Genomic DNA, 12738 nt, shown 5'->3' on the forward strand with positions numbered 1-12738 from the left:
GTGGCAAGCTCAAGCGCGCCGGATGGAACGATGCCTTCCTCTTCGAACTCCTCGGCCACATGCGATAGCCCTGCCCTCCAGGGGAGGGTGAACCTCACTCCATCAGCGTGAACTGCAGCAGGAGATTGCGCTGGATCAGGGAGAAATTGTCGTCGGAGATCACGGTCAGCACGGTCTCGCCCTCGGCGGTGACATGTGCGTCGATGCCTTCCATATTGTCGATCTCGTTGCCGAGATCGGCGTTGAAGATTGCCGGGCCGTCGACGACGGCGCCGGGCGCGATGTCGGACAGCGCGAGGCGGCGGATGCGGATGCCGACGCCGCCGAGCCAGGAGAATTTCCGCTCCAGGATCAACAGATCGCCCGACGGCAGCAGCACCGCATCGCTGATATCGAAATTCTCGGTGCGGCGGACGCTGAACTGGCCCGGCGTCTTGCCGCCGACAAGGAAGGCGATCAAATTGCCGCTCGCATCGAGCCCGCGTTCCGACATCGCAATCAGCGTGCCGGCCAGCGCCTGCCCCTTGGGCAGATCCTTGGCCAGATCCTTGGGCACGAAGACCAGCGCCTCGAGCCCCTTGTTGATGGGCAGCTTGCGCGCCGCCGGCGGCAGCGGCACCAGCTCGCCGCGCGAGCGGGTAAAGCCCTTGGCGAAATCGTAGCGCAGCACCTGATTGACCCGCTCGAGCCCGACATAGGCAATGGAGCCGTCGAGCGCGAGCGATTCCGAATCATACCAGCCGCGGGTCGCGGTGATCGGCCGGCCGTCAGCCGCGAGCAGCGGCGCTGCCTCGACATCGTCGAGCCCGATCATGTCGCGGCCGCGGTAGACGATGCGACCGGTGAACCAGGTGCCCTGGTCGCTGACCGCGATGAAGCGTTCGCCCTTGGCGTCGAGCCTGAGCGCGGAGAGACCGCCGAAGCCGGAAAACGACGAGGTCAGAATGAGACCGCTGCGATATTCCAGCGCGCCGAACCGCACCTTTGCACGATCACGGATATCGAACGACGGCAGCGGCCGTGCGTTGACCTCGACCGCGACGGGTTCATCGACCCGGTGACGGCCTGGTCTGCCCGGCGGTCCCGGTGTCAGCGCCGACTGGCTCGCGCCTTCTGCCCGCGCGAGACGCGGCACTGCTGCCGCCGACAGCCCCGCCGCCACATCTCTCAGGAAATGGCGGCGGCTAACGGGTGAGCGCATGTCTCACGAGTGCAGGCGGCGCCGGGTGCCCGGTGCGGGCGCCGAGCCGTGGGTCTCGCTGAACAGCTCGGCGAGCTTTTCGGTGATGGCACCGCCAAGCTCTTCGGCATCCACGATGGTGACGGCACGGCGATAGTAGCGCGTCACGTCGTGACCGATGCCGATCGCGATCAGCTCGACCGGCGAGCGGGTCTCGATCTCCTCGATGATGTGGCGCAGATGCCGCTCGAGATAGTTGCCGGGATTGACCGACAGCGTGGAGTCGTCGACCGGCGCGCCGTCGGAGATCATCATCAGGATGCGGCGCTGCTCGGGACGCGCAAGCAGACGCTTGTGCGCCCAGTCGAGCGCCTCGCCGTCGATGTTCTCCTTCAGGAGACCCTCGCGCATCATCAGGCCGAGATTTTTCCGCGCGCGACGCCACGGTGCATCGGCCGACTTGTAGATGATGTGCCTGAGATCGTTGAGGCGGCCGGGATTGGCCGGCTTGCCGGCGGCAAGCCACGCCTCGCGCGACTGGCCGCCCTTCCAGGCGCGGGTGGTGAAGCCGAGGATCTCGACCTTGACGCCGCAACGCTCCAGCGTGCGCGCCAGGATGTCGGCGCAGGTGGCGGCGACCGTGATCGGACGGCCGCGCATCGAGCCGGAGTTATCCAGCAGCAGCGTCACCACGGTGTCGCGGAAGGTCGCCTCCTTCTCGTGCATGAAGGACAGCGGATGATAGGGATCGGTGACGACGCGCGACAGCCGCGCCGGATCGAGGATGCCTTCCTCGAGATCGAAATCCCAGGCGCGGTTCTGCTGCGCCATCAGGCGGCGCTGCAGGCGGTTGGCGAGCCGCGCCACGATGCCCTGCAGATGCGCGAGCTGCTTGTCGAGATAGGAACGCAGCCGTTCGAGCTCGTCGTGGTCGCAGAGGTCCTCGGCGGCGATCACCTCATCGAACTTGGGCGCAAACGCATGATATTCCGGGCCGCGCGGTTCGTTCTGGCCGCGCGAATTCGGCCGCGTCGCCTCGCCCGGCGTCTCGTCGTCGCCGAGCTCGCCGTCGTCGAACGTGTCTGACGTGGAGGCCTGCGCGCTCTCCATCGCGCTTTCGCTCATCTCGTCCGCGGTGGTCTGGGCCTGATCGGCACTCATCTCCTGTGCGGCGTCGGAATCGGGTGAGCCCTCGGCGCCGGACTGATCGCTCTCGCCGTCCTGGTTCTCGTCCTGGTCCTCGTCATCGTCGGAATCCATGTTGCGATCGTCGCCGAGATCGAGCGCCGACAGCAGATCATGGACGAGGTCGCCGAACCTCGCCTGGTCCTCGGTGAAACGGCTGAGCTTATCGAGCCGCGAGCCAATCTTGTCCTCCAGCGTCGGACGCCAGAGATCGACCATCTTCTTGGCGGCCGCGGGCGGCGCCATGCCGGTGAGACGCTCGCGCACCAGCATCGCCAGCGCATCCGACAGCGGCGCGTCGGCGCGGTCGGTGATCTCGTCATACTTGCCGCGGTGGAAATGATCGTCGAGCATCGCGGTGAGGTTCTTGGCAACGCCGGCCATCCGGCGCGAGCCGATCGCCTCGACGCGGGCCTGCTCGACCGCCTCGAACACGCCGCGGGCCTGCGGATTGCCCGGCATCAGCTTGCGATGCACCTTGGGATCGTGACAGGCGATCTTGAGCGCGATCGAATCGGCGTGGCCGCGCACGATCGCCGCATCGCGCTTGGTCATCTTGCGCGCCGGCTCCGGCAGCCGCGCCTTGCCGGGCGCGAGCCCGGGCCGCTCGGCGGCGAAAGAGACCTCGAGCTCCGGCTTCTTGGCGATCGCCTTCAGGCACGCCGACACCGAGCGCTTGAACGGCTCGGTCGGCGCTTCCTTCGATCCGGGACGGAATTTGATATTGGAGGTTGTCATAGCGATTTCGTAAACCAGTGGCGCGTGACGCCGCCGGGATACCCCTCAATCGAACCGAACTCTTTATATCCGTTGGCGCGGTAGAAGCCCGGCGCCTGGAAGCTCATCGTATCCAGATAGGCTCGCGTCGCTCCGAAGCGCCGCGCCTCGTCTTCGATCGCCTTGATCAGCTTGGCGCCAAAGCCCTTGTTGCGAAACTTCTGCTCCATCCAGAACAATTGGATGAACAACACCGCGGTCCAGACCTCGCCGACGATGCCGCCGACGATCTCGTCGCCTTGCCGCAGCGAGATGGCGAAGCGCTTGTACTTCTGCTTCCCCATCTTCTCGTTGTTGTAGCGGAGCAATCCGCCGAGCACCGCCTTCTTCGTCTGTGTGACTGTGCGCTCGACGGAGATTTTCGGCATGGACTAGCTGAGCGCCACGTTGACCGAGGATTCCGGCAGCTCGACGTTGAAGCAGCGCTGGTAGAACTCGGCGACCAGCGGCCGCTCCAGCTCGTCACACTTGTTGAGGAAGGTGACGCGGAATGCGAAGCCGATGTCGTTGAAGATGTCCGAGTTCTCGGCCCAGGTGATCACCGTGCGCGGGCTCATCACGGTCGACAGGTCGCCATTGGCGAACGCGTTGCGGGTGAGATCGGCCAGCCGCACCATCTTGTTGACGATGTCGCGGCCTTCCTGCGTGCGGTAGTGGCGCGCCTTGGCCAGCACGATCTCCACTTCCTCGTCATGGGCGAGGTAGTTCAGCGTGGTGACGATCGACCAGCGGTCCATCTGGCCCTGGTTGATCTGCTGGGTGCCGTGATAGAGGCCCGAGGTATCGCCGAGGCCGACCGTGTTGGCGGTCGAGAACAGGCGAAACGCCGGATGCGGCTTGATCACCTTGTTCTGGTCGAGCAGCGTCAGGCGGCCGGAGACTTCCAGCACGCGCTGAATCACGAACATCACGTCCGGACGGCCGGCGTCGTATTCGTCGAACACCAGCGCGATGTTGTGCTGCAGCGCCCAGGGCAGGATGCCGTCACGGAATTCGGTGACCTGCTTGCCTTCCTTGACCACGATGGCGTCCTTGCCGACGAGATCGATACGGCTGATGTGGCTGTCGAGGTTGACGCGCACGCAGGGCCAGTTGAGGCGGGCCGCAACCTGCTCGATGTGAGTCGACTTGCCGGTGCCGTGATAGCCGGTGACCATCACGCGGCGGTTCTTGGCAAAGCCGGCGAGGATCGCGAGCGTGGTGGCGCGGTCGAAGCGATAGTCGCTGTCGACTTCCGGCACATGCGGATCGACTTCGGAATAGGCGGGAACTTCCAGATCGCTATCGATCCCGAAGACCTGCCGAACCGAAACCTTCATGTCGGGCAAGCCGACGGGTTCTTGCTCTTTGGTCTGGACGGCGGTCGTCATTCATCCTCCGAGGTCCCGGGCATTCCCGAAACCAGATTTAAGGTCATTTGGCTGCGGATGGGGTGCTACGCACAAGCCTAGCAGAGAGCATCGGCCGGCAGAAGCCCACGGGCAAATCAAAGTTCCGTCGTTGTATCATAAAGATAGGCGCGAAACTCGGTTTTTGGAAGGCTGCTCTGCAAATCCCGCCGTACTTTCGCCGCAGCGCCACGGCGGCCTGTCCGGGCCGGGCACTTTTCAGCCCGGCGCGGAGTTGTTAGCTCTCGGACTTGTTTCATCGCCACCCAGGGATTCTGTGACTTCATTCCTTGACCCATTGATCGCATTCGTTTCGGCCCATGCCTGGCTCGCCTATCTGACGCTGTTTCTGGCCGCGCTGCTGGAAGCCGTCCCGGTGGTCGGCTCGCTGGTGCCGGGCTCGACCATCATCCTGGCGCTGAGCGCGCTGGTCCCGGGCGGCGAATTGAAGCTGTGGCCGGTGCTCGCCGCGGCGGCGTGCGGCGCGATGCTCGGCGACGGCACGGCCTTCATGATCGGCTATCGCAGCCAGCGCGAGATCCTCTCCGCCTGGCCGCTCTCCAATTATCCGCGCGTGGTCGCGCAGAGCGAGGCCTTCTTCAACCGCTGGGGCGTGCTCGCGGTGTTCTTCGCCCGCTTCGTGCCGCCGATTCGGGCCTTCGTGCCGATCACCGCCGGTGCGCTCGACATGCCGCCGGCGCGCTTCTACGCGGTCAACATTCCCGCGATCCTGCTCTGGGCGCCGGCCCACGTGTTGCCCGGCGTGCTCGCCGTCACCGCGCTGCACGACTATGCCGGCCTGCCGCATCATCAACATGTCGGCAAGCATCTATGGATGTTCGCGGTGGCGGGCGGCGCGGTCATCCTGGCGCTCGCGATCTGGACCATTCGCCGCCGCCATGGCGGCGGCCTGATCGAACCGGCCAGACCGACGAAATAGCTCTTTTACTTGAGCATGATCTCCTCGGAAAACCGGCCTCCACTTTTCCGGATCATGCTCTAGATACTATTGGTCGTGCCGGCCCGCCCGGGTGCCGGGCCGACATAGCGCGCGCGAGGCCGAATCAACTTGCCGAGCTGAAGCTGCTCGCTGGCATGCGCGATCCAGCCGACGCTGCGCGCCATCGCGAACAGCGCGAGCTCGCTGCCGGCGGGCATCCGCAGCGCGTGCACCAGCACCGCCAGTGCGTAGTCGATATTGACGAACTCGCCGGTCGCCTCCGCGATTCTGTCCGGCACTTCCCTGGTGAATTTGCGCGGCGCGCCGGCCCGCGTCAGCGCCTCGAGCAGCGAGATCGCGCGCGGATCGCCCTTCTTGTAGACGCCGTGACCGAAGCCGGCGAAGCGCTCGCCGAGCGCAACCCGCTCGCGCACCACAGGCGCGACGTCATTGTCGATCATCGTCTTGACGAGGCGCGAGGCGAGCACGCCGGCGCCGCCATGCATCGGCCCCTTCAACGCGACGAGCCCCGCGATCACGGCATCGTACAGATTGAGGCCGGTCGACGCCGCGCAGCGCGCGGTGAAGGTGGACGCATTCAATTCGTGATCGGCGAGCAGCACCAGCGCGCGGCGAATCAGGTCGGGCGCGTGCTTGTTGTCGGGCGTCCAGACCCGCGCCACCTGCTCGTGCAGCGGCTCGGCCGACGGCACAGCGTTCAGCATGGTCGCGACCAGCAGCCGCAGGATGCGCCCGCCGACCATTGCGCGGCCATCGGGCGCGCGGGTGAAGGCGCCGGGATCGGCACTCGCCGCCAGCGCAAACACTGCGACCGTCCGGTCGATCGGCTGGGCGCGCCGCGCGGCCTCGGCGATCGCACGCATTTCATCGGAGACATGCGGGCAATTGTCCGGCGCGAACGGATCGACGCCGGTGACGTCCCACAGCAGCGTCGCGGTGTGCTCCAGCGTGTCGCGCTGGGAGAGATCGACGCAGTTGACGCCGCGATAGATCGGACCCTGCTCGGTGATGGTTGCGATCGCCGAATCCATCACCGGCAAATCGGCATCGAAATTGCGGAAGCCGCGCGGCTCCGGCGACGGCACGCGGCGCTCCTTCAGACCCCTGATGTCCTCGGCGCGGTAGCGGTGGCTGCGCGAATCCGGTGACGGCTCGGAGCGGATCAGGCCACGGCTGACATAGGCGTAGAGGGTCGCCGGCGAGATCGCGAGCTCGGCGGCGGCCTCCCGGGCGGAGAGGTACAGCTCGGCGGATTTTTTCATATTGATTTATATAATCAAGATTGATCAACTCGTCGAGAGGCCCGACTTTCAAGGCGTGAAGCAAGGAGATCGGGCCATGAACATGATTCTCACCAAGAGCCAGATCGGTCTGGACGGCGTTCCCGCCGCCGAGACCGTGTTGAGCCATGTCGACGGCGAGCGCGGCGAACTCATCATCGCCGGCGAGCACGTCGCCAACCTCGCCGGCAAGTCGAGCTTCGAGGGCGTCACGGCGCGGCTGTGGAACGGCGCCACCGGCAAGACGCTGAGCGAGGCCAATGTCCGCGCCAGCCTCGGCGCCGCCCGCGAACGCGCCTTCGCACGGCTGGCCGACCTGCTGCCGGCAACGCGCGGCATGTCGATCGTCGACGGCTTCCGTGCCGCGATCGCAGGCCTTCGCGGCGAGAACGGACTGGAACACGAGGCGACCATCGTCGGCGCCTTCCCGGTGATCGCCGGCGCCCTGGTGCAGCAAGCCAAGGGACAGGCGCCGATCGCGCCCGATCCGAATGTTAGCCACGCCGCCGACACGCTGCATATGCTGCTGGGCCGCAAGGCGGCGCCGCGCGAGGTCGCGGCGCTCGACGCCTATCTCGTCACGGTCTGCGACCACGGCATGAACGCGTCGACCTTCACCACGCGGGTGATCGCCTCGACCCAGGCCGATTTGTTCGCGGCCATTACCGGCGGCTATTGCGCATTGACCGGCCCGCTGCATGGCGGCGCGCCGGAGCCGGTGCTGGAGATGCTGGATGCGATCGGCACCCGCGAGCGGATCAAGCCCTGGGTCGACGGCGCGCTGGCGCATGGCGAACGGCTGATGGGCTTCGGTCACCGCGTCTATCGCGTGCGCGACCCACGCGCCGACGTGCTCAAGCTCGCGATCGAGCGCCTGGAGGCCGGTGGCGCCGACCTGCCGTTTGCCGGCGAGGTCGAAGCCTATATCCGCGAGGCGCTGCGGAAGAAGAATCCGGAGCGGCCGCTCGAGACCAATGTCGAGTTCTTCACCGCGATCCTGCTCGACGGGCTGGAGATCCCGCGGCAGGCGTTCACGCCGATCTTCGCCGTGGCCCGCGCCGCCGGCTGGACCGCGCACGCGCTGGAGCAGCGCCGCACAGGGCGGCTGATCCGGCCGAGCTCGTCCTATGTCGGGGCAGCGCCGAAGGGTTGAGACTGCAGAATCCATCCGACGGCGGGGCCACAAATCCCGCCGTCGTCCCTGCGAAAGCAGGGACCCATACGCCGCGGCCCATCAATAGAGCAGCGGGGCAGACATCCTGTGCAGACAATTTCGGCTGGTGGTTATGGGTCCCTGCTTTCGCAGGGACGACAATTGCGAGAGCTCAGGCCTCGCGCACCACGGTCTTCAGATAATTATACGCCTTGATGATCTCGATCAGGCGATCCTCGGTGGAGCGGTCGCCGCCATTGGCGTCGGGGTGGTGCTGCTTCACCAGCGCTTTGTACTTCGACTTGACGTCTTCCAGCGTCGCCTCGGCCCCCAATCCCATCACCAGCAGCGCCTTGCGCTCGGCGTTCATGACCTTGCGGGTCTCGGGCTTGGGCTCTGCGCCGCCCGGCCCGGGGCGCCAGCGGCCGCGGCCGTTGAGCTCGGAGAACACGTGGAACGGATCGGAGGCGGCATCGAGACCGCTCTCCTTCTTGCCGTTGTTGGCGCCCATCTTCCAGGTCGGACGATGACCGGTCAGCGCGTCCTTCTGGTAGCGCGCGACGTCGTCAGGATTCATGCCCTGGAAGAAATTGTAGGACTGGTTGTACTCGCGGACGTGATCGAGACAGAAGTGCCAATACTCGCGCGAATTCTCGCGGCCCTTCGGGGCGCGGTGCGCGCCCTTGTTCTGGCAACCCGCCCACTCGCAGGTCACGGCCTGCTCGCCGGCCTGCGCCTGGCGCTTCGCACTCACCTTGGTCGGCTTGATGCGAATGGAGTCGAAGAATTTTGATGAATCGATCGGCATGATCTCTTTGACTACGCAATGCACAAATCTTCAAGTCTTGACATTGCGCAGACCTCGTTTCCCGCTAGCACCATTGACGAAAAGCCGTCGCGAACCTAACTCCGCCGCCATGAGCACCAAAGACGCTATCATAAACAAGTTGCGTGAAGCTTTCTTGCCCGAAAGCCTCGACGTGGTCGATGAGTCACATCTGCATGAGGGCCACGCCGGCCACAGGCCAGGCGGGGAGACACATTTCAGGGTATATATTGTGTCTCCGGCCTTCGAAGGGAAGAGCCGGATCGAACGCCATCGCATGATAAATACGACGCTGGCGCAGGAACTCGCCGGCTCGGTGCATGCGCTGGCGATCCACGCACACGGCCCCGGGGAAAAGCCGCGCTAGCTCGCGCTTGCCTCAAGACGAAGCAGCGGTTTTCCGTTATGAGAATAGCACCTCCGCGCCTTAGATGGGGCCATTGATGATCCCTTGCTGGCCACGTTTCCGGTCGATCGTCACCGCCGCCGGCCTGCTCCTGATCTGCGCGATACGCTCGGCCGCGGCGCTGGATATGCCGAGCCCGTTCGTCCAGGAGGTGCTGATCAAGAGCATCCTGGTGTCGCTCAACGACGCGGTGGCCGCGAATAATTTCACCGTGTTCCACGCCAAGATCTCGAAGCCGTTCCGCGACCAGTTTTCGCCCGACAAGCTGCAGACCATCTTCAAGGACCTGGTCGACAAGCACGCCGTGTTCGACGCCGTGGTCGCCAAGCCGATCGTGCTGGATGAGGACGCCAAGATCGACGACAAGGGCGTGCTGCGGCTGAAGGGCCATTTCGACACCACGCCCAAGCAGGTGAAATATCAGCTCGGCTTCATCCCCTCCGACGGCGCATGGAAGCTGTCGGGCATCTCGATCGATATCGAGTAGTGACTGGCAGATTGCCTATTCCGTCATCCTGAGGTGCGAGCAGAGCGAGCCTCGAACGATGCACGGCCCGGCTGGTGGCCGTCGACCCTTCGAGACGCGCGCGATGCGCGCTCCTCAGGGTGACGGCACTAGGAGACGAGTCAGCTCCAACTAGAACGCCGTGCCCGCCCGCTTCGGCTTCTTCTCGTCGAGCTCGGCCTCGCGCGGGACGGCGACGATGCGCAGCGCGGTGATGCGGTTGCGCTCGCGGCGGAGCACGCGGAAACGGAAGCCGTGGAAGGTGAAGCTCTGGCCGCGCTCCGGGATCGAGCGCGCCTCGTGGATCACGAGGCCGGCGACCGTGGTCGCCTCCTCGTCCGGCAGGCGCCAGTCCATCGCGCGGTTGAGATCGCGGATCGGCACCGAGCCGTCGACCACGACCGAGCCGTCCGGCTGGGCACGGACACCGGCGACGACGACATCGTGCTCGTCGGAGATGTCGCCGACGATCTCCTCCAGGATGTCCTCCAGCGTCACCATCCCTTCGACCTCGCCATACTCGTCGACCACGAGGGCGAAGTGGGTCTTGCGGCGGCGGAACGCCTTCAGCTGTTCGGAGACCGGGCGCATCTCCGGCACGAACCACGGCGGCAGCGCGATCGCGGAGGCATCGATCGCGGACATGTCGCCCTCATTGGCGCGCATCGCACGCAGCAAATCCTTGGCGTGCAGCACGCCGACGATGTTCTCCGGCTTCTCCCGCCACAGCGGGATGCGGGTGTATTCGCTCGCCAGCACCTCGCGCACCAGTTCTTCCGGCGGCAGGTCGGCGTTGACCATGGTCATCTCGGTGCGATGGACCATGACGTCGGAGACCTGCAGCTCGCTGAGGTCGAGCAGCCCGCCCAGCATGTCGCGGTCCTGCTTCTCGACCTTGCCTTCGTGATGCAGCAGGTCGACCGCGCCGCGCAGGCGCTCGGTCGGAGACAGCACCGCCTGATGGGCGCCAACCTTGATGCCGAGCAGCTTCATCAGCGCCAGCACGATGGTCTCGATGATGGTCAGCAGCGGCCCCAGCACCAAGATCGTCAGCCGCATCGGCCGCGCGACCAGCAGCGAGATGCGGTCGGGCGCGTTGATCGCGATGGTCTTCGGCAGCACCTCGGCGAACACCACGACCATCACGGTCATGACCGCGGTGGCGTAGAGCACGCCGACATCGCCGAACCAGGCGGTGAACACACCGGTCGCCAGCGCCGAGGCGCCGATATTGGCGATGTTGTTGCCGAGCAGCAGCGCGCCGATCATCCGCTCGCGCATGTTGATCAGCCTTGAGACGACGCCGGCCTCGCTGTTGCCCTGTTTCGACAGCCGCAGCATGCTGGCGCGCGAGGCGCCGGTCAGCGCGGTCTCACTCGCCGCGAAGAACGCGGAGATCAAGAGACAGAGCAGCACGATCGAGAAGGTCAACCATCCCACTGGCGTGATCCGTGGCTTTAAGCCTTCAGCTTGGCTTGCAGGAAGTCGCGCACCGGCTGCGGCTCGACATTGTTGGCAATCACGGCGCGGCCGACCGCCTCGAGCAGGATGAAGGTGAGCTTGCCGCGCTTGACCTTCTTGTCCTGCGCCATCAGCGCCAGCAATGCGTCGGCATCGGCGAGACCTTCCTGCGCGAAGCCTGCGATGTCCTGCAGGCGCGTCGGCAGTCCTACCGCGGAAAGATGACGGGCGATGCGGGCCGCATCGCCAGGTGAAATCATGCCGAGCTGCGCCGAGAATTCTGCGGCGAGCACCATGCCGACCGAGACACCCTCGCCATGGAATAGGCGGTCGGAGAAGCCGGTCGCGGCCTCCAGTGCATGGCCGAAGGTGTGGCCGAGATTGAGCAGCGCGCGCTCGCCGGTCTCGCGCTCGTCGCGGGAGACGACGCCGGCCTTGGCTCGGCAGGAGGTGGCGATCGCGTGCTCGCGCCCGGCACCGCCCGCGAAGATGTCGGCGTGGTTCGTCTCCAGCCAGGCGAAGAACGCCTCGTCACCCAGGATGCCGTATTTCGCGACCTCGGCGTAGCCGGCGCGGAACTGGCGCGGCGACAGCGTGTCCAGCACGGACGTATCGGCGATCACCAGCACGGGCTGATGGAAGGCCCCGATCAGGTTCTTGCCCTGCGGCGAGTTGATGCCGGTCTTGCCGCCGACCGACGAATCGACCTGCGCGAGCAGCGAGGTCGGCACCTGCACGAAATCGACGCCGCGGCGCAGGATCGCAGCCGCAAAGCCCGCGAGGTCGCCGACCACGCCGCCGCCGAGCGCGATGACCAGATCATTGCGCTCGATCTTCGCTGCGATCAGCGCTTCGCTGACCTGTGTTAGCGTCGCGTAGCTCTTCGAGCCCTCGCCCTCCTCGACGACGATCCGCGACGTCGGCACGCCTGCGGCGGCGAGCGACGCTTCGGTCGGCTCCAGCCAATGCCTGGCGACGGTGCGGTCGGTGACGATGGCGGTGCGCACGCCGGGCCGCAGCGCCGCGACGCGTTCGCCGAGCGAGGCCAGCACGTCGCGGCCGATGACGATGTCATAGGCGCGGTCGCCGAGCGCGACGTCGACGGTAACGGAGGCGGAGTGTTTCAGGGGCGCAGTCATGAGGTCGCGTTCAATCCATCAGGTGGTGGCTCGCCGGCCGGCCGCGCGCCGCACAGGTGCGCATGCAGGGCCTCGAGGCATTCGTCGACGATGCGGTCATGCGGCACGTCGCGCGACGCGATCGTCAGGTCGGCGGTGCGGTAGACCGGCTCGCGCTCGCTGAGCAGGCGGTTGACGGTCGCCTCGGGGTCGGCGGTCTGCAGCAGCGGCCGATCGGCGCGGCGGCGGACCCGGCGCATGATGATATCACTGTCGGCCTTGAGCCAGATCGAGATCGCGCGGTCGCGGATCCGGCTCCGGGTCTCCTCGCGCATGTAGGCGCCGCCGCCGGTCGCCAGCACGATCGGGCCGTTGTCGAGGATGCGGGCGATCACCCGCGCCTCGCCGTCGCGGAAATAAGCCTCGCCATGGGTCTCGAAGATCTCCGGGATCGTCATGTCGGCCGCCGTCTCGATCTCGGTGTCGGCGTCGGTGAAC

13 protein-coding genes are annotated in these 12738 nt (G+C 66.0%); 4 read left to right on the forward strand and 9 right to left on the reverse strand.

Annotation, left to right across the window (positions count from 1 at the left end):
• Positions 1–94 precede the first annotated feature (94 nt).
• From QMZ05_RS37955 to cobS, 4 genes are read right to left on the reverse strand one after another with little or no spacing between them, the layout of a single operon-like run.
• The gene (locus QMZ05_RS37955) at positions 95–1201 is read right to left on the reverse strand and encodes an esterase-like activity of phytase family protein (protein WP_353705411.1); all 1107 of its coding nucleotides are present in this window, start codon (positions 1199–1201) and stop codon (positions 95–97) included.
• A 3-nt stretch (positions 1202–1204) separates the two neighbouring features.
• Positions 1205–3103 carry a cobaltochelatase subunit CobT gene (gene cobT / locus QMZ05_RS37960; RefSeq protein ID WP_353705412.1) on the reverse strand — a complete coding sequence of 633 codons (1899 nt, stop codon included), beginning with the start codon at positions 3101–3103 and terminating at the stop codon, positions 1205–1207.
• Positions 3100–3510 (reverse strand): GNAT family N-acetyltransferase, encoded by a 411-nt coding sequence (locus tag QMZ05_RS37965; protein ID WP_353705413.1) that lies wholly within the window; start codon positions 3508–3510, stop codon positions 3100–3102. Before QMZ05_RS37965 ends, cobT begins: the two co-directional genes overlap by 4 nt.
• 3 nt (positions 3511–3513) lie before the next feature.
• Positions 3514–4512: a cobaltochelatase subunit CobS gene (gene cobS, locus QMZ05_RS37970; RefSeq protein ID WP_076864031.1), complete on the reverse strand. Its 999-nt coding sequence runs from the start codon at positions 4510–4512 to the stop codon at positions 3514–3516.
• A gap of 295 nt (positions 4513–4807) precedes the next feature.
• Here cobS and QMZ05_RS37975 point away from each other — a divergent pair, with 295 nt between their 5' ends.
• Positions 4808–5470: a DedA family protein gene (locus QMZ05_RS37975; RefSeq protein WP_353705414.1), complete on the forward strand. Its 663-nt coding sequence runs from the start codon at positions 4808–4810 to the stop codon at positions 5468–5470.
• 59 nt (positions 5471–5529) lie between these two features.
• Here QMZ05_RS37975 and QMZ05_RS37980 read toward each other — a convergent pair whose 3' ends face one another.
• Complete coding sequence (locus tag QMZ05_RS37980) at positions 5530–6753, reverse strand: citrate synthase family protein (protein ID WP_353705415.1); 1224 nt, start codon at positions 6751–6753, stop codon at positions 5530–5532.
• Positions 6754–6829: 76 nt separating this feature from the next.
• Between QMZ05_RS37980 and QMZ05_RS37985 the strand changes: the two genes are divergently transcribed.
• Positions 6830–7924, forward strand: coding sequence for a citrate synthase/methylcitrate synthase (locus tag QMZ05_RS37985; protein ID WP_353705416.1), 1095 nt, complete (start codon positions 6830–6832; stop codon positions 7922–7924).
• A 172-nt stretch (positions 7925–8096) separates the two neighbouring features.
• Here the strand turns inward: QMZ05_RS37985 and QMZ05_RS37990 are convergent, their stop codons facing one another.
• A complete protein-coding gene (locus tag QMZ05_RS37990) occupies positions 8097–8732 on the reverse strand; it encodes a DnaJ domain-containing protein (protein WP_050423915.1) in 636 nt (211 codons plus the stop codon).
• A 109-nt stretch (positions 8733–8841) separates the two neighbouring features.
• On the opposite strand from QMZ05_RS37990, the gene QMZ05_RS37995 reads away from it, so the two are divergent.
• Both QMZ05_RS37995 and QMZ05_RS38000 read left to right on the forward strand, forming a co-directional pair.
• Positions 8842–9117 carry a BolA family protein gene (locus QMZ05_RS37995; RefSeq protein ID WP_353705417.1) on the forward strand — a complete coding sequence of 92 codons (276 nt, stop codon included), beginning with the start codon at positions 8842–8844 and terminating at the stop codon, positions 9115–9117.
• 76 nt (positions 9118–9193) lie between these two features.
• Positions 9194–9643: a hypothetical protein gene (locus QMZ05_RS38000; RefSeq protein WP_353705418.1), complete on the forward strand. Its 450-nt coding sequence runs from the start codon at positions 9194–9196 to the stop codon at positions 9641–9643.
• A gap of 150 nt (positions 9644–9793) precedes the next feature.
• Here QMZ05_RS38000 and QMZ05_RS38005 read toward each other — a convergent pair whose 3' ends face one another.
• The 3 genes from QMZ05_RS38005 to QMZ05_RS38015 form a co-directional block, all read right to left on the reverse strand.
• Complete coding sequence (locus QMZ05_RS38005) at positions 9794–11101, reverse strand: HlyC/CorC family transporter (RefSeq protein ID WP_353705419.1); 1308 nt, start codon at positions 11099–11101, stop codon at positions 9794–9796.
• Positions 11102–11118: 17 nt separating this feature from the next.
• Positions 11119–12261: a 3-dehydroquinate synthase gene (gene aroB, locus QMZ05_RS38010; protein ID WP_353705420.1), complete on the reverse strand. Its 1143-nt coding sequence runs from the start codon at positions 12259–12261 to the stop codon at positions 11119–11121.
• Positions 12258–12738 (reverse strand): shikimate kinase (locus tag QMZ05_RS38015; protein WP_353705421.1); only part of this gene is annotated, 481 nt, incomplete at its 5' end. The genes aroB and QMZ05_RS38015, both read right to left, overlap by 4 nt.

Source organism: Bradyrhizobium sp. INPA03-11B (assembly GCF_040446015.1).
GTDB lineage: Bacteria > Pseudomonadota > Alphaproteobacteria > Rhizobiales > Xanthobacteraceae > Bradyrhizobium > Bradyrhizobium macuxiense_A.

Excerpts from the sequence above, each read along its gene's own strand:
- cobT (WP_353705412.1), bottom strand. The coding sequence starts at position 3,103 with ATGACAACCTCCAATATCAAATTCCGTCCCGGATCGAAGGAAGCGCCG.
- QMZ05_RS37965 (WP_353705413.1), bottom strand. The coding sequence starts at position 3,510 with ATGCCGAAAATCTCCGTCGAGCGCACAGTCACACAGACGAAGAAGGCG.
- QMZ05_RS37955 (WP_353705411.1), bottom strand. The coding sequence starts at position 1,201 with ATGCGCTCACCCGTTAGCCGCCGCCATTTCCTGAGAGATGTGGCGGCG.
- QMZ05_RS37985 (WP_353705416.1), top strand. The coding sequence starts at position 6,830 with ATGAACATGATTCTCACCAAGAGCCAGATCGGTCTGGACGGCGTTCCC.
- QMZ05_RS38000 (WP_353705418.1), top strand. The coding sequence starts at position 9,194 with ATGATCCCTTGCTGGCCACGTTTCCGGTCGATCGTCACCGCCGCCGGC.
- aroB (WP_353705420.1), bottom strand. The coding sequence starts at position 12,261 with ATGACTGCGCCCCTGAAACACTCCGCCTCCGTTACCGTCGACGTCGCG.
- QMZ05_RS37990 (WP_050423915.1), bottom strand. The coding sequence starts at position 8,732 with ATGCCGATCGATTCATCAAAATTCTTCGACTCCATTCGCATCAAGCCG.
- cobS (WP_076864031.1), bottom strand. The coding sequence starts at position 4,512 with ATGACGACCGCCGTCCAGACCAAAGAGCAAGAACCCGTCGGCTTGCCC.
- QMZ05_RS37995 (WP_353705417.1), top strand. The coding sequence starts at position 8,842 with ATGAGCACCAAAGACGCTATCATAAACAAGTTGCGTGAAGCTTTCTTG.
- QMZ05_RS37980 (WP_353705415.1), bottom strand. The coding sequence starts at position 6,753 with ATGAAAAAATCCGCCGAGCTGTACCTCTCCGCCCGGGAGGCCGCCGCC.